The sequence below is a fragment of the Paenibacillus sp. J22R67 genome, assembly GCF_059692175.1.
Map to the genome: position 1 here is coordinate 1 of NZ_JCAUAX010000023.1, position 19,934 is coordinate 19,934.

Sequence of the window (19,934 nt, forward strand, 5' to 3'; positions counted from 1 at the left end):
TTTTCATCGCTAACGTATGCTGAATGAGCCTAAAGACTGCTGTAACGTTGTAAAACACGCTTATCTAGCGCGGAATTCACCCGCACGCGCCGGTCCCGCCGCTGTAACGATTTTTTTCATCGCTAACGTATGCTGAATGAGCCTAAAGACTGCTGTAACGTTGTAAAACACGCTTATCTAGCGCGGAATTCACCCGCACGCGCCGGTCCCGCCGCTGTAACGATGTTTTTCATCGCTAACGTATGCTGAATGAGCCTAAAGACTGCTGTAACGTTGTAAAACACGCTTATCGTCCTTACAGCGGCACCACTTGGCGCCAGCCGCCAAGCGCCGTCACATCTTCCGCGCCTGCGGCCGCGTAAGCCTCACAAACAAAGCCCGGGACCTCCGTGCCATCCCGGAGCTCAACCTTACCGATCCCCAGCGGAGCCGGGATCGCCGCCGCAAAGCCGCCGAATGCCTCCAGCGGCATCTCCCAAACCTCCAGGGCGATCGCTGCGCCGCCCTGCTCCTGCTTCACGAGCCCCGGCTTCGCCGGCGTGGTCGGCAGCTTCACGAGGCTGTACTTCGCTGCGGTCTCATCCTCACGGATGAACCGCGCTCCACAGCCTAGCATCTGCTTCTCCAGCGGGTAGCCACGCATGTGTAAGCCGCAGACCGCGACGAGCGTCGTCGCTTGCGCTGCCACTGCACTTGCTCCGCTATCTGCGGACACCGATGCGCCTTCGCTCGCGCTAGCAGCCTCGCTTGCCGCGCTCGCCCCCGCCAGGATCAGCTCGGCTGCGCCGCAGATCAAGCTCTCCTCTTCGGCAATTCCGAAGAGGGTAATGCCAAAAGGCGTACGCGGAGCCGCATCGCCCGCCGGCACGGCAACCGCACACCAATCCAGCAAATTGCAATGATTGGTGTAGCGGCCCATCTCCCGATTCGTCTGAATCGGGTCAGCGAGCACCTGCTCGCGGGTCCATGTGCCCCCGCAGGTTGGCATGACAAGAACCGCGCCTTGCAGCAGCTTGCGGGCTTCCAACTTGAAGCGCTGCAGCTTATGCATCGCTTGGAACACCGATGCAGCGTCGTACTCCGCCGCAGAGCCGGAGCGGAGGATTTTTTCTGTCACGGGGTAAGCAATCCCCGGATTGGCTTCAATAAAACCACCTAAAGCAGCCCAGCGCTCAGCCACCCACGGCCCTTCATATAGAATTGCCGCGGCTTGGGAGAACATTGCAACATCTACGTAGGCGATAGGCAGATTCAGCTCTTTTAATTGCTCCACGGCTCTTTCCCATGCCGCTTCATATTCAGTGGCATAAGGCCCGTAGAACCCAAGCGGACCGTCCGGCAGCAACAACGTCTGCGGAAGCTGGGAAGCACCTCGACTCACGTTGCGCGACCACGGGTCTTCCGCGTGAAGACCACGCGCGGCGCTGTCTACAGCGAGCACGTCATCCAAACTGTGCGCAAAGACGGTTACACAGTCTAAACTCGCACAGGCGGGTACTACCCCTTTGGTTGGCCAGGCGCCGAGACTCGGCTTATAGCCAACCAGCCTGTTCAGCGCAGCCGGCACACGGCCTGAGCCCGCAGTGTCTGTGCCAAGCGAGAAAGCCGCTTGGCCGCGAGCCACGGCGACGGCGGAGCCTGAGCTCGAGCCGCCGCTGATTAGTTCCGGACGCAGCGCGTTGTGCGCGTCACCGTAAGGGCTTCTCGCGCCGACGAGTCCTGTCGCGAACTGATCCAAATTCGTTTTGCCGACCGGAATCGCTCCTGCGGCAATCAATCTTTCCACGACGCCTGCGTGCTCCGAAGGCGTATAGGCATACTCCTCGCAGCCTGCTGTCGTCGGAACCCCTACCAGATCAATGTTATCCTTGATCGCAAAGGGAACCCCCCACAGCGGCGCATCCGCCGGATTCAAAGCAGTCAACGCGTCCAAATAGGGCTGAATGAGCGCCATTGAAGGCGGCGTAATCCATAGATTCATATCCGCGTCGTCCGCTGCGCGCTGCACAATAGCCGCGATGACCTCTTGCGGCGTTAATTCTTTATTACCGTATTTATCCTGCAACCAAGAAATCGTAAGTTCTAGAGGAAGCTCCCTATCAACGCCATTCTCCCTAATCTTTGTCATCTACAAACACCTCTCCTTAAGCAGATTGGGCAATTCCAAGAATGAGCTGCCCTGCATGAACTTGATCCCCTGGCTTCACTTGAATCATTGAAACATAACCGTCGCAAGGAGCGTGCTGCGGAAATTCCATTTTCATACTTTCGAGAATCGCTAATTGATCACCTTTCTTCACTTGCTCACCTGGTGAAACAAGCACTTTCCACACGCTTCCTGGCATAATTCCGCGCACAGCGACTGTACCTGCCGGCAGTTCATCCTCGGGTTGTTCACTTGCAATTTCTTGTTCCGATACGTACTCTGCTAAACCTTTCGCCTTCCAGCTCTCCCGCTCTTCATTGAACGCGATTTGCTGCTGGTTGCGGAACGTTGCTGCGCTTTCTTCTATAGAACCTAGGAATTGCAGGTATTCGCCTAAATCAAAGGTTGTCTCCTGAATATCCGCTTCATAACGGCCTCGCGGGAAGTCTTCACGGAGCTGAAGCAATTCCTCAGCACTCACTTCATAAAACTGAATTTGGTCAAAAAATCTCAGCAACCACGGCTTACCCGCCTTGAAGCTTTCCGTTGAACGCAGTCGGTTCCACATCTGAATCGTCCGCCCGACGAATTGATAGCCTCCTGGACCTTCCATCCCATACACACACATGTAGGCTCCGCCAATGCCTACGGCATTTTCCGGTGTCCACGTGCGTGCCGGATTATATTTCGTCGTCACTAAGCGGTGACGCGGGTCAACCGGTGTAGCGACAGGGGCACCCAAATACACGTCACCTAAGCCAAGCACCAAGTAATTGGCATCAAAAACAATCTTTTTCACATCATCAATCGAATCTAATCCATTAATACGCTGGATGAATTCTAGGTTGCTCGGGCACCATGGAGCATCGGGCCGAACGCCTTGTTGATAGCGCTGAATGGCCAGTTGAGTCGCCGGATCATCCCATGAAAGCGGCAATCGCACAATGCGCGACGGTACACGGAATTCTTCAAGTGGAGGCAGAGCTGCGTCGATTTCTACAACTTTTGCACACGCCTCACGCACGGTGATTCGGGTCGGGTCAATATGGATTTGCAAGGAACGAATGCCGGGCGTTAGATCCAGTACTGGTATCGAGCCGCTCTCCACAATCGCTTGCATCAAAGCCTGCACCTGGAAGCGCAGCAGCAAATCCAGTTCAAGCTCGCCATACTCCACGAGCAGGTTCTGATCACCGCAGCAGCGGATTGTGATCGGGAATCTTCGACCGTCTACTTCATGAAATAGACGCGGGTATTCTGGCGTGATCTCCTTATTAACAGCAGGCAATGCCGTACGAGTAAGCCGCTCAAAATCTCCCTCGCCAATTGCATGCAAATTGCTCTCTTGCAGCTCACGCAAACCCTCCGCTTCCGGAAGTGTCAGCAGGTGGAACCGGATCGAATCACCAGGATGCAGCTGACCCAGCTTCCAGAACTCCGCCGAAGCCGTTGTTACCGGGCAAACGAACCCGCCGAGACTCGGACCATCCGGACCAAGCAAGATCGGCATATCCCCTGTTAAATCCAAAGTCCCTATCGCATAGGCGTTATCGTGAATATTGGAAGGATGAAGCCCCGCTTCGCCTCCATCTTCACGCGTCCATAGCGGAGCTGGCCCTTTCAAACGAACACCAGTTCTCGACGAGTTAAAATGTACTTCCCAGCTCGTTTCCGTCAATTGCTCCAAGTACTCCGCTCGCAGGAATTCTCCTGTACAATGCGGGCCAGGAATGACGCCAATCGTCCATTCCCGTGTCATTTGCGGACGGTGCTGCACAGCAAGCTCTGCCGCTTCTTGCACAGGGCTGCCGCCTGCGTTCACACCAAGCACATCACCTGTACGCAGCGCGCGACCACCGTGTCCGCCGAAGCCTCCCAGCGTGAAGGTCGAGGAGCTGCCGAGAATTTTCGGCATATCGAAACCGCCACTGACCAATAGATAAGCCCGCATCCCTTCTTTGGCCTCGCCGAAGCTTAGCACTTGCCCGCGAGCCGCAAATACCGGTTTATAGAGCACGACGGTTTCCCCATCCAGTTCCGCCTGCATATCTGCGCCGGTGAGGCAGAACCACAAATCACTGCGAAACTTGTAGGAACCTCCACGCAGCGTCATTTCAAGTCCGGGAGCGTCATCCGCATTACCGAGCAGCTTATTGCCAATTCGGAACGAGAATGGGTCCATCGGCCCGCAAGGCGGCACGCCCACATCCCAGTGGCTGATCCGCCCAGGGAAGTCCTGCACCGTAGTTTGGATGCCGCCATCTACGACTTCCAGCGCCCGTTCAACGGGCTCGAAGGTATTTAGCAACTGCGTGAAGACGTTGCCATCTACGCAATCTCCCTCTCGCAGAAGAGCCTGCAAATACTGCAGGTTCGTAGTAATTCCGTACATACGTGTCTCAGACAGCGCCTCAATCAGTTTCTGGATGGCGTCCATACGGTCTGTGCCGTGGACGATGATTTTCGCCAGCATCGGATCGTATAAGGTGGTAACCGTTAAGCCGTCCCTCACCCATGTTTCATTCCGTGCACCAGCCGAAAATACAGCTCGATCCAACTGCCCCGCGCTCGGACGGAACTGCTGCAGGCAATCCTCCGCGTAAATCCGCGCTTGCATGCTGTGACCGATCGGCTTACGAATGAGCGCTTGGATGTCCGTCAACTCGTTTGCCGCTTCACGCACCATCCACTCGACAAGATCAACCCCCAGCACTTCCTCCGTAACGCCATGTTCTACCTGAAGTCTCGTGTTCACTTCCAGGAAGTAAAACTCGCACGTTTCCGGATCATACAAGTATTCCACCGTACCTGCGCTGCGATAGCCGACTTCAGCTGCCAAACGCTTAGCCGAAGCGAACATCGCCTCACGCACATCGTCCGATAGATTCGGAGCCGGACTCTCCTCAATGACCTTCTGGTTGCGACGTTGGATGGAACAGTCGCGCTCGCCGAGCGTAACGACCTCCCCGAAGTTGTTGCCGAAAATTTGCACCTCGACATGGCGTGCTCTGGCGATATATTTTTCAAGAAACATGCCGCCGTTTTTGAAATTCGTCTCCGCCAAATGGCGCACACCGTCATAAGCGGCCAATAAGGCCGCCTCGTCCGCACAGACGCGCATACCAATGCCGCCGCCTCCTGCTGTGCTTTTGAGAATAACCGGATAACCAATCCGCGCCGCTTCTGTAAGCGCAGTTTCAAGCTCAGTGATAAGCGGAGTTCCCGGCAGCATAGGCACACCAGCTCTTTCCGCTATTTCGCGTGCCGAGTGTTTGAGTCCGAACATTTCCATTTGCTCCGGGGTAGGTCCGATGAACACAATACCCTGATCGCGACAAGCACGGGCGAAATCAGCATTTTCACTCAGAAAGCCATAGCCGGGATGTATCGCCTCAGCACCGGTTTCCAGCGCTGTTTTCAGAATCAATTCCGTATTCAAATAGCTTTCCTTCGCCGGCCCCTCGCCGATCAGAACAGCTTCATCCGCGCCATCCACATGCAGGCTATCTTGATCTGCTCCTGTATAAACTGCAACCGATGCCACCCCGAGTTTGCGCAGTGTGCGCTCAATGCGTACAGCGATGGCACCACGATTAGCGATAAGTACTTTCGTAAACATCGTATCCACACCCCTTTGAATTTCTATTTATCCCAAATTAGCACCTGAATCGGCGTTGGATTGTATGCATTACAAGGATTGTTAAGCTGCGGGCAGTTACTGATTAGCACCATGGAGCTGCCCAGCGATTGAACTTCCACGTAACAGCCCGGTCCGGAGACACCATCATCGAACTTCAAACCACCATCTTCTGTAACCGGTACATTCATAAAAAAGTTGATATTCGGCGCCAAATCCCGCTTCGTATACCCCCCATCGTGCTGTGCAAGCTGCAGCATGAAAGTGTCTCGGCAGTTGTGCATCGACAGCTTGTCGTGCGAGTATCGGACTGTATTGCTTTGCGCCGAACAGGAACCACCAACGGTATCATGCCGCCCGCAAGTATCCGCTACGATTCGGAGCAGCTCCTTGCCGGACTCAGCACGCAATACCGAGCCTGTGCTCAAATAAATATTGCCTTGACCAGCAATCGTCGCCACAGCGCTGTAGTGATCCTCTGGATTCTCAGCATCGTAAAACAAGGTATCCGCCGCTTGATTCCCCTCCAGATCGACAATGCGCAGCACTTGACCTGGCTTCAGCACGCGCATCCAACCGTCCCCCGCTTGAATGACTTCGCTATATATGGCCTCCTCGGCTTTGCGAGGGCTTTCCACACGATTAAATACCGCCATATCCGTTCCTCCTCCGTGTTTTTATTAACTAAGCAGTGCCTGGTATTCCCATGTATTTTCAAAAGCCCGGCGATTCTCCGAACGATAATTAACGCAAAAGTCATCCATGCCTACAGGGTCAGCCTGCAGCACCTCGATGTTAACAGGCACCGATGGATAAGTGGTTCTAGGATCAAGAGGATTAGGTGTATTGGAAAGAACGAGCAGTGTATCTAACTCTGTCCGAAGCGTCACTGTTGCACCTGCGGGGCAATGCGTTAAACTGAAGTGCATATCGCCCTGCTCATCGCAAAACACTTTCGAGAATAAGTTTAGGACAGGCATCATATCCCGCATGCTGAGCCCGTTACGCACAAGCTCCACAGCAAAGTTCTCCTGCCCGCTTCGCAGCCACTCATTACGCAGCTCCTGATAATGGGTGGCGCCATATTTGGCGTCCGTCGCTGAACGGCTTGTGTACCCGCTCAGAGGATCATGCCAGCCTATGCTGTCTTCCACGATGCTTGCGAGCACTCTACCATTGTCACTCATCAGCACATGTCCACGCGTCAGATGAGCGGTGTACTGCGCCTTCAGCGTATCCGGCATATTGTAGCGCTCCGTCAAGTCCCTCGCGTGGAACAATTGGATGGATACATTCGCCCCCGCCTCCAGAGCTGTAAATCGGATCAATTTCCCTTTACCAATTACGCCAGACCACTTGCCACCCGGGCCTATTGTCTTGTTCCACACGTTTGCCATCGTATCCATCTCCTCCTGAAATCTTGTTAAACAAAAAGGGAGACATCACAAGACGTAGATCGTCTTGGTGATATCTCCCAGGTTTTTATCCTTCCGTGTCGCTCCTCATACTAGAAGCGGTTTACTCTCGGACCAGCCCGGTGGTGTGCCGGCGGAACCCTAGTAAACAATCGTATTCATTTGTGTTATTAAACATAACATAGACCGATGGATGTGTCAATAACTTCTAGTGATTTTACCTTTTTCATGTAAAATACTTCTCATGCGCTTTACAATGTGTTATATTAACTTACACAAAAGACATATAGTTAACATTGAAGAAGCGTTCCGGTTACTTTTCAACTTATAAGTAATGATTCATGACATACAAAGTTTTCTAGGGTTCCGCGATGGCTTGAACTTCGGTCTGGTCCAAGAGAAAACGCACAGCTCACCCTGTGTTCACGGAGGGACAAAAGCCCGGGAGGATATCTGTTCATTAGATATCTCCTTGGCTTTTTTGCATACCAGCCCCAGACGGTCGACCACAGCACCAACGATAAGGGAGTGTATCATCATGACAAAAGAAGTCCAACTACGGAAATCCTTAAGCTTGTATCAAGTCGTCTACATGGGTCTTGCTTGGATGACGCCTATGATTTATTTCTCCATCTATGGGATAGCTTACGAGAATGCTCATGGCATGCTGACACAGGCGTATCTGCTTGCCTTCATCGCGATCTTCTTCACAGCTTACAGCTATGGCGTCATGTCCAAATCGTTCCCCACATCAGGCTCTGCCTACACCTATACGAAAAAAAGCATCCATCCCTACCTGGGTTTCCTCGTTGGTTGGGCACTTCTGCTGGACTATTTCTTCTCCCCAATCATCGCTTGTCTCACCTTCGGCATCTATCTGCATGCACAATTTCCGTCCATCCCGGCTTATGTCTGGATCATCGGGCTGAATATCATCCTTGGTATCGTCAATATGATCGGCATTAAATTTTCCGCGAATATCAGCAAATTGTTCGTTTGGATCCAAATCTTATTTATTGGCGTGTTCTGTTTCTTCCTTTTCCGCAATTTGACGGGAGACGTTCATCCGATGGGATTATTCCTTCAAACAGACGTGCCATTTTCCACGATCCTAGCCGGCGCTTCGATTATTTGTTTCTCCTTCCTGGGCTTTGACACCGTCACAACCATGTCGGAAGAAACCGTAAATTCCGAGAAAACGATCCCTCGGGCCATCATGATTATCATCCTTACAGCGAGCGTTCTTTACTTAGTGCCATCTGTTTTGACTCAGCTGATTTATCCACACCTAACCTTCGTAAATGTAGATTCGGCTGGCTTCGAGATCGTCAAGCTTGTTGGTGGGGCCGCACTCAGCTCCGTGTTCATCACCGTGCTCATACTCGCTATTTTTACACAAGGCCTATCGTCTGTAACGAGCGTCTCCCGCCTTCTCTATGTCATGGGGCGCGATTCCATCTTGCCTAAACGGGTATTTGCCTACCTTCATCCGAAGTTCAATACACCGGTAATCAACATCTTGATCGTGAGCTGCGTCTCCCTGCTGGCCCTCATGATCTCCTTAGACAATGCGGTCAAATTCGTAAATTTCGGGGCACTAACGGCCTTCTTCTTCGTAAATATCTCTGTCATCGCGCAAAAATACATCAAAGAAAACCAACGCTCCGTGAAGCAAACCTTCTTGTATCTGGTGCTTCCCTTAATAGGAGCAGGATTCATTGGTTATCTGCTGTCGCTGCTTGACCGAGACGCCTTATGGATGGGCGGTGTCTGGCTCGTTATCGGGATTGTGTATCATCTGATTCGGAAAAAAGTTAGCTCCGAGGCGGCTGGACCCGTACTCGCCCCCATGGCTATACCAAGTAAACCTATGCGTACTTCTGGTTCTATCAAATAACAAAAAAACCGAGCGAACTCAGGACCGTTTCCTGATTATCGCTCGGTTTATTTTTATTTGCGGTCTGCTGGGAATACAAGTCCCATTTGTTTCCTAGCTTCGTCCATAATGGCCATCGCGATGCTGGAATTGGCATGTGAGTTCGTCTCGGACTCTGACGCTCCGCTTTGGATCAGACGGATGAACTCTTCCGCTTCATAACGCATCGTTCTAGCACTCTGCTCGCGCGTAAGATTCTCTACAGAACCGTCCCTGTAACGGATTTCTACTTTCTCCGGCTGGTTAATTTTATCAATAACCATTGTTGCGTGCTCGCCCTGGATTTCTGTCGGCAAATAGGAGCTTGCGATTTTGGAATGCATAATCACCGCATCCATCTCTTTGTAGCTCAGCAGAAGACTGCCTTCACCATCGACACCGGATTCCAGCAGCATGCCGCTTGCCTGCACACGATCTGGGGTTCCGAACAGCACCGCCAACGGATAAATACAGTACACACCAAGATCCATCAGGGACCCATTGGAGAAAATGGGATTGAACGCATTCAGCACTGTTCCCTGCTTATAGGCATCATACCGCGAGGAATATTGGCAGTAGCCTGCAAAATAACGGCGAATAGGTCCAAGCTTGTGCAGATTCTCTTGGATCGCTTTGAAATTCGGCATAAGCGTAGACTTGAGCGCCTCCATGAACACAACCTTGTTGCTGCGCGCAGCTTCAATCATCGCGGACAACTCAGCCGTATTGGATGCTGCTGGCTTCTCGCAAAGGACGTGCTTCCCTTGATTCATGCAGTGAACTGCGTACTGGGCGTGAAGCGAATTCGGGCTCGCGATATAGACGGCGTCGAACGCGTCGCTTTGCACAAAAGCGTCCAAGTCTGTAAAGCGGTGAGCAACCTCGAATTTATTGGCGAATTCCGCCGCCTTCTCTTCCGTGCGTGAGTACACGGCTGTTAACGCAAATTCTCCCGTCTCGCGGGCTGCGTGAATGAACTCTTCCGTGATCCAATTTGTTCCTATTACTGCAAAACGTATCATAGTGGCTCCTTTGTTAGTTGGTTTTGGCGTTCGGTTGGCTAGGCTGCTGCTCAGAGGGAACTAGAGTCCTCTATGTACTCGGAAAGTGGCCTTTTGGCGAGTCGAGGGGATCTGTGGTCCTCTATTTCGACGTTTTTGGCGAAATTGGGGGATCAGACGTGTAAATAAGACCCTATAGTTCCGTCTGGCGGGTTATTTTGGCGACTATTGCTGAAATTGCGGACTATAGTTCCACATCCAAACACGAATGTTGATGAGATGACAGGTTCCACCAATTTGTTCTTTTTACTATACCTGATTTGGGATAGTTGATAAAGGTATGCGCAGGATTGCATGCAAAAAAAGCACCCTTTGTTGGGTGCTTTTTGCTTGAGGTGCTTGGGGTGCTTGTGGTGCTTGACGCGCCACAGGTGCTTGGTTTGTTAATGGTGCTTTTGGTGCTCAAGATGCCCCGAATATCTAAGCCCCCAAGACTCTTTGCGCTATTTCATGGTTGCCACTCATCTGAAATCAGGCGGAATACGACGTGACACGCCCGTCAAAATAGCCGCTTCAACCACGGCATTCCTCACTTTGGAAACAACTTGCTCATTAAAAATACTCGGAATAATGTATTGGTCATTCAACTCATTCTCAGAAACGACAGAAGCAATAGCACGTGCTGCCGCCAGCTTCATCGGCTCATTGATCTGACGTGCACGGCAGTCAAGCGCCCCTCGGAAAATACCCGGAAAAACAAGCACGTTATTGATCTGATTCGGATAATCGCTTCGACCCGTGGCAAATACTCGCACATGGGGAAGCGCCTCTTTCGGATCGATCTCCGGCACTGGGTTCGCCATGGCAAAAACGATGCTGTTCGGAGCCATCTTTTGCACATCGCTTCCGCTCAGTAATCCGCCCCTCGATACCCCGATGAACACGTCCGCACCGCTAATGATGTCGCGCAAGCTGCCAGGATTAGCTTCGACTTGCGGCTGCTCGGCAAGCCATGCCCACATCGGGTGATGCGCATATTCGCCTCCGCGAATGATAGCACCTTCCCGATCAACAGGGACGAGCCGCTTCACTCCGGCGGCGAGCAGCATTTTACAGATTGAGACGCCTGCTGCCCCAATGCCATTGACGACGATACGAACCTGATCCATCCGCTTGCCAACAACTTTGAGTGCGTTCAGGAGACCGGCGATGACAACAATAGCTGTCCCATGCTGGTCGTCGTGGAAGATAGGAATATCCAGCTCTTCATTAAGCCTTGTCTCAATTTCGAAACAGCGTGGGGAGCTAATATCCTCCAAATTGATACCGCCAAAAATAGGACTAATCGCTTTAATGGTGCGAATAATCTCTTCCGTATCCTTCGTATCCAAGCAGATCGGAAAAGCGTCTACCCCTGCTAATTGTTTAAAAAGCATCGCTTTGCCTTCCATAACAGGTGCGGCTGCGTGAGGGCCTATGTCGCCTAGGCCTAAAACGGCTGTACCGTCGGTAACGACAGCTACGGTATTTCTTTTAATCGTTAATGAGTACGCTTTCTGAGGATCTTCATGAATGGCTGTGCACACGCGGGCCACTCCCGGCGTATACACGATGGACAAATCATCCCGGTTTTTGATCGGAAGGGTCGGTTGTACGGAAATTTTGCCCCCAAGATGCGCAAGAAACGTTCGGTCGGATACATTAACAAGACGAATGCCATCAAGCGATTTAATCGCTTCAACAATGGCGGTCTCAGCTGTATCAGCCACTTGTACTGTGACATCGCGAACGGTTACCTCTTGCCCAGGGCGAATGATATCTATCGAAGTAATATCTCCCCCTGCTTTACTAATGGCTGAAGCAACATCACCGAAACTCACTTGATTGAGACTTAATTCCAGACGCAGAATGATACTGTTATAGGCCATTTTCAGATCCCCATTTCTATATGTTTTATATGCCGATGACAAAAGGTGATGTTAGATCTCGAAGCGTTTTAATGACACTCATCGCCACAATATATCCGGTCTTGGGATTTCCGGCGGACGGGGTATTTCTAATTTGCAAATGAATTTGCCCAAACTTCCCCTTCGCTTCGATTTCATGTGTATTGTGACTGATATGTGGATCCACGAACACTTTCACTTTGGTCCGGTCAAATCCTACACCGGCTAAGCTTAGTGCAGCAGAAACATTGACACTCTCCGGAAATAAGCGAGCGGAATCACGAGCTACACCATCGAATGCGCAATAGGGTTCAGTTAATTCAGCTAAATTCACCTGCTGCTCGATAACTGTGCCAATCCAAGCCTTAGGTGGTTTTCTTGTCACTAATGTTACTTCGTCCATCGGGCCTACACTTCCTGCTGCGATCCGATCCAAACCTCCAATTGCGGCTGAAGGAACCATAACTTTACGGCCTGTTTGCCGTGCTTTCTCCCTAATTGTGAGGAGCAGCGACTCGTCTGCCAACGCACCAACGCTGACCAAGATCAGGTCCACTCTGTTGTCTAAGGCTTTTTCACCATAAAACTTTACCGCCTCGTGTCCAGCGCTCTCCACCACAACATCCAGCCCCTGACGAAAAAACACCTCTTCATTTGATGTCATTACATATCCATGGGAGCTCGTATCCGGATACTTCGTCTCATCACGAACTAGTATCGCTTTTAATTGAACTTGCCCAGCATTTCCTTGCAAAATAGCTTGCGCTACATCTTGGCCAATGGTTCCATATCCGATAATGCCAACGTTTAACATAAGTAGTGGATCCTCCTATGATGGTTTCAAATGATCTCATCTTGTCACTCTATCATATCAAAAATATTGTATTTGGTATACCATAAACCAATTAATTATGATATACTAACTCTACTAAGACATGGAGGGATGCCAAGTGCCATCAGTGACTTATCAAACATCTGGAAAAACGATAGAAGTCGAACAAGACGCCAATCTCTTAAGAACATCGATCCGATACGAAGGGTCTGTACCTTACAAATGCGGCGGTGGCCTTTGCGGAACTTGCCGTGTACAAATCGTGGACGGACATGAACACCTGAGCAAAATTATGAAAAAGGAAGTCGACAGACTCGGCCAGGATAAGCTCGATCAAGGCTTCCGTCTTGCCTGTCAGACCTTCGTCACTGGTGATGTGACCATCTCCTGGGGCGAAGAAGATCTCAACCGCCTTGGCAAAATCGCCCAACGCAGAATTAACGCAGCTCAATAAAACGAATGAAGTCGGCAGTCCTTGGGGGCTGCTTTTTTGCATGCATGTTACTCGCTTGTTACTCGCTTGTTACTCGCTTGATACTCGCTTGTTACTCTGGCTTGTTTGGCTAACGGACTGAGATAACGCTATTCGCTACTTTCGGGGTATAAAAAAACATCTAACGGACTCAAGAGCCGCTAATGGCTACGAAATTGCCCAAAACAGCGGTAAGATCAATAGATAACGATGCCTCAGTCCGTTAGCTCCTCGAAATTAGCTGAATTGGCAGAATAACGACTTCTCTGTCCGTTACAAAACAATGGCTACTCTGGGGCTGGTGCGTAAGGCTTCTGTTGGTGGGTTTCGAGGTACTTTAACTAGTTGGCTACTATTGGTGGGGTTTATGCTACTTAACTGGCGAGCTACTATTGGTCGGATTCATGGTACTTTAACTGGAACCTACCTTAGAGGGCCAAGCCCCAATCCCTCCCTCACAAAAAAAGCGCAAGCTCCAAGAGCCTACGCTTTTTCATGCACTTTGTCCATGCACTTTTCCCTATGCTGTTTTAACAATTTTGCTATCCTTGTCGATGTCCAATTCATAGATCTCTTTTTCAATCTGAGCGGTGGAATCGAACTTCGGAAATACTTTGAGCGGAATGCTGTTATCTGCGAATTTCTCGGAAACCCCTTGAATAATGATTCTCGCATCGTCACCAACAATTTTGCATACTTCAAATAATGTTTTTTTCTTGCCGAAGAAGTAATACTCGTATGCGGCCACTAACTCTAAATTCGGGTTATTTGTCACCGTACGGTAACGATCTGTTGTGGATACTAGAATATATTCGCTCATATGAAGTCCTCCGCTCAATTTTTTTCGAGTTTACTTATAAGCCACTATCAATTCTACTTCTACCGCAGCCCCTCCGGGCAACGCAGCAACACCTATAGCGGAACGGGCATGTAAGCCCTTGTCCCCAAAAGCTTCAACCAACAAATCTGAAGCGCCATTCAAAACATAAGGCAATTCGTGAAACCCAGCTTCCGCATTGATGAAGCCTTCCATTTTGATAATGCTGGTAACCCGATTCAGGTCTCCCAATATAGCCTTTAATGTACTTAATTGATTAATTACGCATTGCCTGGCCGCTTGATATCCTTCTTCTTTCGAAAGCTCTTGTCCTACCTTGCCCTTGTATTGAAGCACTCCACCCACCTTCGGAGTTACACCGCTCAAATAAATCAAAGGTGGCACCATGGTGTAGGGCAGATAATTGCCACTTGGTTTAGGCGGAGCGTCCAGCAGAATGTTCAGTTCTTCGAGTTTGGCTTCAACTTGTCCATAGATTTGCACAATAAGTCATCCCCCATATGTGCTGCTGCTCGCTGGCCTATTCCTGACAAAGCTCAATATCTTCCGAAATATATAACTGGCATGCTAAGCGGAAACCTTCATTAATTTTATCCCCTAGCATCTTATTTTCTTTCCAATTGGGTTCTTGGAGCTTCTCGCCACCGGTAACAACTTTCACCATACATTTCGTGCATTTCCCCATACCACAGCCATACTTCAGATGAGGGAATTTCTTAACCCCCGCTAAAACTACCAAGTTACTATTCTCATTCACCTCTTGCTGATAAACTTGGCCATTTTGGTGCAATGTCACATTCGGCATTTCACAACCTCCATACAGCAGCATGAGCGTAGGCAAATACGGCAATTATTCTCTTTCCAAAGCTTCCATGTAAGCCTTCTTAGAGTTTTCAACGTGAATTTTCGTTAAGTTTTCTGCAAACTCCGCTTCACCGTTTAGTACGGCTTTGACGATTTCCCTGTGCTCCTCCATCGCTTTGCGTTGGCGGCCGGGAAGCTCGTAGCCTACATGAACGAAGGCGCGAATATAGTCGGATAAACCATCCAACATTTGCGTTAATCTAGGACTCTTCGCAGCCCGGAATATAATTTCGTTCGCTTCAAAATGATATTTCCAGTCCGATTGCTCAAACGTCGGTTTCGCTAAAGCAGTATCAATCTCTACAACGATTTGATTCAGTTCATCCTGCTGCGGCTGTTCCAATTTCTTCACAGCGAGCTTAACAGCTAAACTCTCCAGTGAAGAGAGAATCGTGAATATTTCGATGATTTCTTCCGGTGAAAGTCTTGAGACCACCACTCCCTTACGAGGAAGTGTCTTGACGAAACCCTGTGATTCAAGCCGGAATAAGGCTTCCCGGATGGGGGTGCGGCTAACATTTAATTGATCGGCTAGCTCTCTCTCGATAATCCGGTCACCAGATTTATATACACCTTGAACAATAGCTTGTTTAATATATTGAAACACTTTATCCCGAATAGGGCTTAATTCCTCGTCTTTCCAAACAACTGGATTGTCCGGCATATGGTATACCTCCGCGTATGCGTTTTCTTACAGTGTAATCGATACACCATAACCAATCAACTTTTTAAATCGGAGGTCTACCACTGAATCAGCCCAGTACAAAAGCCCCATACACTAAACCCAATCCTACAACAGCTGCAGGATGTACTTTCCATTTTTCCAAAGCAATGAAACTAGCCGCTGCCAGAAATGCTGTCTGCCAAATTCCCGCCGATTGATACGCGCTATTAAAAAATTGCAGCGCCAACGTACCGAGAAGAACAGCGACGATCGGTCGCACGATCAGCGTCATCGCCATGACTTGCGGGGCTCCTTTGAAAAAGTTGATAAACTTGAACAACAGAACCATCGCAAGCGCCGTGGGAAGGATGGTAGCGATTAGCGCAATGATTGCGCCAAGAATGCCGCCAACCTGGTAACCGATATATCCGGCAAGCTTGGTGGCGATCGGACTTGGAAGCGCATTGCCGAGAGCCAGCACATTGCCAAACTCTTCCACACTCATCCATCCGTAGTGGTCAACCACCTCGGCTTGAAGCAGCGGGATAATTGGCGGTCCGCCGCCATAGCCTAATATGTTTGGAACAAAAAAGGCCCAAAATATCTCTAGAAGCTTCATGCTGAAAAACCCCTGTCTGAATCACGTTGCTGCTGATTGCGCTTCTTTTTGTTAGCCAAGTAAGTAGACTCCGTGAACGCGTAAGCAAGCGCGATGCCAATCAGTAAGCCTGGATTTAAGTTAAGAAGAACTAACGCAATGATCGAGATGAGTGTCCATGCCAGCGTTTTGCTCTTCACCCAGCTTTGCCAAGCTTTTTTGAAGAAATCATAGGCCATAACCGCCATCATCACACCTATAACAGGCTGGATTCCGTGCGTCATACCGCCTACAATACCTGAATCCTTCAACTTATAAATGAGACCAAGAAGCAAAATCATACCTACAAGCACGGGGATGACCATAGCTGTTATCGCAATGAATGCTCCTAAGTAGCCCTTCACCTTGTAACCGATGTATCCCGCCATCTTCGTGGCGATCGGGCCGGGCAACGCATTCCCCATCGCAAGTACATCTGTAAATTCATCGTCTGTCATCCACTGGTACTTCTGGACAGCTTCCGCATGAACCAAAGGAATCATGGTTGGCCCTCCGCCGTACCCCAAGAGACCAATTCGAAAAAAACCGAGGAACAGATTCCAATACACCATCTTCCTCTTCCCTCTCCCAATGCAGCTAGTTTCATCAGGAACGAACCGCGTTTATTTTTTAATATCCGCTTGGGTCATTACTTCATACTCACTGCCCAAATGCTGCTGCAGAGCCTTTAATGCCGCGGTGCCAACCGCTGTATCCTGCTCCCCATTTCCACCGCTAATGCCCACGCCACCGATGACTTCGCCATTCACGACAATCGGAAATCCGCCAACAAATATCGCAAATTTACCTGGCATCATCACGTGAATACCAAACGCTTCACCTGTTGTTGTCGCAGGTCCTCCCGGTTGGTTGAACAGATGCGTGGAACGCTTGTGGCCGCTTGCTGTAAAGGCTTTGGACGTTGCGATCTCAGGCCCTGTAATCCGCCCGCCGTTCATGCGCTCCAGTGCAATGATATACCCGCCGTCATCGACGATACAGATGGATTCCAAAGCTTTAACATCCTCCGCCGCTATCTTAGCTGCTTCTATCATTACTTTTGCTTCTTCCAGCTCAAGCTTTAAGACCGATTTCATGTCAGATCCTCCGTTATGAATCTATCGTTTAGATGCCGTGGTATACCGTTTTGATTTGCGTATAAAACTCAAGTGCCGCACGTCCTGATTCGCGGTACGTTGCTGTACTAGACATTTTCACGCCGCCGAATGGCGCATTGTAGGCATTTCCCGTCGTCGGACGGTTAATTTTCACCATACCCGTCTCGATATTCTGGATAAAATGTTGAATCCGACCAGACTCGGATGTGCAAATCGCTGCGGATAGTCCGAACTCCACATCATTTGCGATGTCCATCGCCTCTTGGAAGCTAGTAACACGGATCACGGAGATGACCGGTCCAAAAATCTCTTCCTGCGCAATGCGCATGTCGGGTGCAACACCTACGAATACAGATGGTGTTACGTAGTAACCATTCGCATACTCGCCATCTGTCAGCTGCTCACCGCCTACAACCAGCTCGGCGCCCTCCGCTTTTCCGATTGCGACGTAATCGATTACGTTACGAAGTTGACTTTCATTCGCCAACGGACCAACCTCAACGCCTTTGCTTAGCCCATTGCCGACTTTGAGCAGCTTGGTTTTCTCCACAAGCTTCTGAACAAATTCGTCATGTACGGCGTCCATGATGATCACTCGGCTCGTGCCTGTGCAAGCTTGACCCGTTAATTCGAATCCGCCCTTCACTGCGAGCTCCACCGCATGATCGATATTCGCGTCCTCCATAACGATCAGCGGATTCTTACCGCCTAGCTCCAGCTGCACGCGCGTAGACAATCGCACCTGATGGTTAATCTTCTCTCCTGCACCCGTTGAACCCGTGAAGGTAACCGCTTTGACGGCTGGATGTGTGACTAGCGGCACCCCTGTTTTGGAAGCGGAGCCTGTCACGAAGTTGATTACACCTGCTGGGAGACCAGCTTGATGAAGCGCCTCGACTAACCGATAAGCAATTAACGGCGTGTTCGATGCCGGTTTGAATACCACGGTGTTGCCAGTAACTAACGCGGGAGCGATCTTACGTACCGGAATAGATATCGGGAAATTCCAAGGAGTAATAACGGAAATAACACCTAACGGTTCTTTGCGTGTATATACAAAGGTCGTTGCATCATCCGAGGGCAGCGTTTCGCCAGAAACGTTCAATCCTTCGGAAGCGTAATACCTGAGCGTTTGGGCGGAGCGCTTCACTTCCATCCGGCTGCTCGCCATCGTTTTTCCTTCCTCGCGGGTCAGTTCTTCCGCATATTGCTCCAAGCCAGCTTCCAGCAAGTCCGCTGCTTTGTACAAGATTTCTGCTCTTTTGGTAGGGGGAACATGACGCCAAGTTTTGAAAGCTTGCTCTGCTGCCTCCATGGCTTGGATGACATCCTCTTCCGTCGAAGCTTGAAATCTTCCTACGCTATCTTTCACATTAGCGGGGTTCACGGTAGTGAAGGTTTCGCCGCCTACGGCATCTACCCATTCCCCGTTAATTAGGTTTTTGAATGTCTGTACGGCCGTTTCTGTTGCTGCCATGTCAATCCCCTTTCTCTTTAAATACCAATTTCGGCTCAAAAGCAGGGTCTGCAATGCTAGTTAGACCAATTCCCGAGAATACAACTTCCCGGGAACGGTTTAACTTCTATTATCTATGAACATTTATAAAAGATAAGGACTATTCCAGGCAAAACTCACGAGAGATAGCTGCGATGTACATTCTACGCATTTTCGTAGCTTCTTCTACAATTTTGATACAGCGTTGTTGATCTTCAGGTGTTCTAGCATACTCCAGTACGATTTGGTAGCCACGCTCGCCGTGGATCTCATCGGATACGATATGTAAATCGAAGAATTCCACTTCTTCATCTGTGAAACCGTAGTGATTGCGAAGTGTTGGCGTTTGTCTGCGGTAAATGGCAGGCACTTGAGATTCAAGTCCAACAACTAGCGCTGCTGTTGCGAATAAGAAATTTTCTTTGAAAGCCATCCGGTAACACCAGGATTGCAGGCCAATTGTTTCAGGGAGCAGATGCTGCATAGATTCCACACGTTCGCGAGTAGTTCCGCAAGCCTCACCGAAACGGATTAACAAATCTGTGTGACGATCGCCGCCAAGTTCCTCTTCCCACATGTTTTGCAGGATGAAGTCTCTTGCATCCTCATGCGGGCAGTTGGCATAGATGTAAGCCAAGTACTCTGCGAATGGACCTACATACGCATAATGCTGTTCTACCCATCTGGCGAAGTGCTCTTTCTTCAATTCACCATTTGCCCACATTGTTGTAAAAGGAGCTTTTGAAACGGCATTGCCTTCAATGGCTTGCTCAAGTGCATAGCGGAATTCCTCTTTGTTCATTAAACGGGATTCAGTTGCTGCTGTTGTCATATAAAACTCTCCTCTCAAAATGTAAAGTGTCGTAGTAGATAAGCTCGTCGATTGTTCTGGCATTTGGTATATGGTATACCAAAATGATTTCATGGACTTATTATTACTTAGATTGGGCTAAC

General features: G+C 49.9%; 18 protein-coding genes and 2 riboswitches. Of the genes, 2 read left to right on the top strand and 16 right to left on the bottom strand.

Annotated elements, in window-relative coordinates; translation table 11 throughout:
* Positions 1 to 295: 295 nt before the first annotated feature.
* From atzF to AC58VC_RS36865, 4 genes are read right to left on the bottom strand one after another with little or no spacing between them, the layout of a single operon-like run.
* Positions 296 to 2,128 carry an allophanate hydrolase gene (gene atzF / locus AC58VC_RS36850; RefSeq protein WP_497376435.1) on the bottom strand — a complete coding sequence of 611 codons (1,833 nt, stop codon included), beginning with the start codon at positions 2,126 to 2,128 and terminating at the stop codon, positions 296 to 298.
* A 16-nt stretch (positions 2,129 to 2,144) separates the two neighbouring features.
* Positions 2,145 to 5,765, bottom strand: coding sequence for an urea carboxylase (gene uca, locus AC58VC_RS36855; RefSeq protein WP_497376436.1), 3,621 nt, complete (start codon positions 5,763 to 5,765; stop codon positions 2,145 to 2,147).
* Between the two features lie 23 nt (positions 5,766 to 5,788).
* Positions 5,789 to 6,439, bottom strand: coding sequence for an urea amidolyase associated protein UAAP2 (locus AC58VC_RS36860; RefSeq protein ID WP_497376437.1), 651 nt, complete (start codon positions 6,437 to 6,439; stop codon positions 5,789 to 5,791).
* Between the two features lie 24 nt (positions 6,440 to 6,463).
* Complete coding sequence (locus AC58VC_RS36865; protein ID WP_497376438.1) at positions 6,464 to 7,180, bottom strand: urea amidolyase associated protein UAAP1; 717 nt, start codon at positions 7,178 to 7,180, stop codon at positions 6,464 to 6,466.
* A gap of 72 nt (positions 7,181 to 7,252) precedes the next feature.
* Positions 7,253 to 7,354: riboswitch (guanidine-I (ykkC/yxkD leader) on the bottom strand.
* Positions 7,355 to 7,545: 191 nt separating this feature from the next.
* Positions 7,546 to 7,648: riboswitch (guanidine-I (ykkC/yxkD leader) on the top strand.
* A gap of 88 nt (positions 7,649 to 7,736) precedes the next feature.
* Here AC58VC_RS36865 and AC58VC_RS36870 point away from each other — a divergent pair.
* Positions 7,737 to 9,095 (top strand): APC family permease, encoded by a 1,359-nt coding sequence (locus AC58VC_RS36870; RefSeq protein WP_497376439.1) that lies wholly within the window; start codon positions 7,737 to 7,739, stop codon positions 9,093 to 9,095.
* A 53-nt stretch (positions 9,096 to 9,148) separates the two neighbouring features.
* Here AC58VC_RS36870 and AC58VC_RS36875 read toward each other — a convergent pair whose 3' ends face one another.
* The 3 genes from AC58VC_RS36875 to nadX form a co-directional block, all read right to left on the bottom strand.
* Positions 9,149 to 10,135 carry a Gfo/Idh/MocA family protein gene (locus AC58VC_RS36875; RefSeq protein WP_497376440.1) on the bottom strand — a complete coding sequence of 329 codons (987 nt, stop codon included), beginning with the start codon at positions 10,133 to 10,135 and terminating at the stop codon, positions 9,149 to 9,151.
* 500 nt (positions 10,136 to 10,635) lie between these two features.
* The gene (locus AC58VC_RS36880) at positions 10,636 to 12,042 is read right to left on the bottom strand and encodes an NAD-dependent malic enzyme (protein ID WP_497376441.1); all 1,407 of its coding nucleotides are present in this window, start codon (positions 12,040 to 12,042) and stop codon (positions 10,636 to 10,638) included.
* A gap of 25 nt (positions 12,043 to 12,067) precedes the next feature.
* Positions 12,068 to 12,874: an aspartate dehydrogenase gene (nadX, locus tag AC58VC_RS36885; RefSeq protein WP_497376442.1), complete on the bottom strand. Its 807-nt coding sequence runs from the start codon at positions 12,872 to 12,874 to the stop codon at positions 12,068 to 12,070.
* Positions 12,875 to 13,010: 136 nt separating this feature from the next.
* Between nadX and AC58VC_RS36890 the strand changes: the two genes are divergently transcribed.
* Complete coding sequence (locus AC58VC_RS36890; RefSeq protein ID WP_497376443.1) at positions 13,011 to 13,346, top strand: 2Fe-2S iron-sulfur cluster-binding protein; 336 nt, start codon at positions 13,011 to 13,013, stop codon at positions 13,344 to 13,346.
* A 538-nt stretch (positions 13,347 to 13,884) separates the two neighbouring features.
* Here AC58VC_RS36890 and AC58VC_RS36895 read toward each other — a convergent pair.
* The 9 genes from AC58VC_RS36895 to AC58VC_RS36935 all read right to left on the bottom strand — a co-directional run bounded on the left by AC58VC_RS36895 (position 13,885) and on the right by AC58VC_RS36935 (position 19,812).
* Positions 13,885 to 14,184, bottom strand: coding sequence for a hypothetical protein (locus tag AC58VC_RS36895; protein WP_127456893.1), 300 nt, complete (start codon positions 14,182 to 14,184; stop codon positions 13,885 to 13,887).
* A gap of 30 nt (positions 14,185 to 14,214) precedes the next feature.
* Positions 14,215 to 14,685: a RidA family protein gene (locus AC58VC_RS36900; RefSeq protein ID WP_497376444.1), complete on the bottom strand. Its 471-nt coding sequence runs from the start codon at positions 14,683 to 14,685 to the stop codon at positions 14,215 to 14,217.
* 37 nt (positions 14,686 to 14,722) lie between these two features.
* Entirely contained in the window at positions 14,723 to 15,007 is a 285-nt protein-coding gene (locus tag AC58VC_RS36905; protein ID WP_497376445.1) for a 2Fe-2S iron-sulfur cluster-binding protein, read from the bottom strand.
* 45 nt (positions 15,008 to 15,052) lie between these two features.
* Positions 15,053 to 15,730, bottom strand: a complete 678-nt coding sequence (locus tag AC58VC_RS36910) for a GntR family transcriptional regulator (protein ID WP_497376446.1) — start codon at positions 15,728 to 15,730, stop codon at positions 15,053 to 15,055.
* An 88-nt stretch (positions 15,731 to 15,818) separates the two neighbouring features.
* On the bottom strand, positions 15,819 to 16,349 hold the full coding sequence (locus AC58VC_RS36915) for a chromate transporter (protein ID WP_497376447.1): 531 nt from the start codon (positions 16,347 to 16,349) through the stop codon (positions 15,819 to 15,821).
* A complete protein-coding gene (locus AC58VC_RS36920) occupies positions 16,346 to 16,939 on the bottom strand; it encodes a chromate transporter (RefSeq protein ID WP_497376448.1) in 594 nt (197 codons plus the stop codon). The genes AC58VC_RS36915 and AC58VC_RS36920 overlap by 4 nt, the downstream gene beginning before the upstream one ends.
* A 51-nt stretch (positions 16,940 to 16,990) precedes the next feature.
* Positions 16,991 to 17,464, bottom strand: a complete 474-nt coding sequence (locus AC58VC_RS36925) for a GlcG/HbpS family heme-binding protein (protein WP_497376449.1) — start codon at positions 17,462 to 17,464, stop codon at positions 16,991 to 16,993.
* 28 nt (positions 17,465 to 17,492) lie between these two features.
* Complete coding sequence (locus AC58VC_RS36930; RefSeq protein WP_497376450.1) at positions 17,493 to 18,962, bottom strand: aldehyde dehydrogenase family protein; 1,470 nt, start codon at positions 18,960 to 18,962, stop codon at positions 17,493 to 17,495.
* Positions 18,963 to 19,101: 139 nt separating this feature from the next.
* Positions 19,102 to 19,812 carry an iron-containing redox enzyme family protein gene (locus AC58VC_RS36935; RefSeq protein WP_127456901.1) on the bottom strand — a complete coding sequence of 237 codons (711 nt, stop codon included), beginning with the start codon at positions 19,810 to 19,812 and terminating at the stop codon, positions 19,102 to 19,104.
* Positions 19,813 to 19,934 lie beyond the last annotated feature (122 nt).

What these genes read in the sequence shown, in the direction of transcription:
- AC58VC_RS36910 (WP_497376446.1), bottom strand. Translation starts at nt 15,730, where the DNA reads ATGCCGGACAATCCAGTTGTTTGGAAAGACGAGGAATTAAGCCCTATT.
- AC58VC_RS36935 (WP_127456901.1), bottom strand. Translation starts at nt 19,812, where the DNA reads ATGACAACAGCAGCAACTGAATCCCGTTTAATGAACAAAGAGGAATTC.
- AC58VC_RS36915 (WP_497376447.1), bottom strand. Translation starts at nt 16,349, where the DNA reads ATGAAGCTTCTAGAGATATTTTGGGCCTTTTTTGTTCCAAACATATTA.
- AC58VC_RS36920 (WP_497376448.1), bottom strand. Translation starts at nt 16,939, where the DNA reads ATGGTGTATTGGAATCTGTTCCTCGGTTTTTTTCGAATTGGTCTCTTG.
- AC58VC_RS36925 (WP_497376449.1), bottom strand. Translation starts at nt 17,464, where the DNA reads ATGAAATCGGTCTTAAAGCTTGAGCTGGAAGAAGCAAAAGTAATGATA.
- nadX (WP_497376442.1), bottom strand. Translation starts at nt 12,874, where the DNA reads ATGTTAAACGTTGGCATTATCGGATATGGAACCATTGGCCAAGATGTA.
- AC58VC_RS36875 (WP_497376440.1), bottom strand. Translation starts at nt 10,135, where the DNA reads ATGATACGTTTTGCAGTAATAGGAACAAATTGGATCACGGAAGAGTTC.
- AC58VC_RS36880 (WP_497376441.1), bottom strand. Translation starts at nt 12,042, where the DNA reads ATGGCCTATAACAGTATCATTCTGCGTCTGGAATTAAGTCTCAATCAA.
- uca (WP_497376436.1), bottom strand. Translation starts at nt 5,765, where the DNA reads ATGTTTACGAAAGTACTTATCGCTAATCGTGGTGCCATCGCTGTACGC.
- AC58VC_RS36865 (WP_497376438.1), bottom strand. Translation starts at nt 7,180, where the DNA reads ATGGCAAACGTGTGGAACAAGACAATAGGCCCGGGTGGCAAGTGGTCT.
- AC58VC_RS36905 (WP_497376445.1), bottom strand. Translation starts at nt 15,007, where the DNA reads ATGCCGAATGTGACATTGCACCAAAATGGCCAAGTTTATCAGCAAGAG.
- AC58VC_RS36860 (WP_497376437.1), bottom strand. Translation starts at nt 6,439, where the DNA reads ATGGCGGTATTTAATCGTGTGGAAAGCCCTCGCAAAGCCGAGGAGGCC.
- AC58VC_RS36895 (WP_127456893.1), bottom strand. Translation starts at nt 14,184, where the DNA reads ATGAGCGAATATATTCTAGTATCCACAACAGATCGTTACCGTACGGTG.
- AC58VC_RS36870 (WP_497376439.1), top strand. Translation starts at nt 7,737, where the DNA reads ATGACAAAAGAAGTCCAACTACGGAAATCCTTAAGCTTGTATCAAGTC.
- AC58VC_RS36930 (WP_497376450.1), bottom strand. Translation starts at nt 18,962, where the DNA reads ATGGCAGCAACAGAAACGGCCGTACAGACATTCAAAAACCTAATTAAC.
- atzF (WP_497376435.1), bottom strand. Translation starts at nt 2,128, where the DNA reads ATGACAAAGATTAGGGAGAATGGCGTTGATAGGGAGCTTCCTCTAGAA.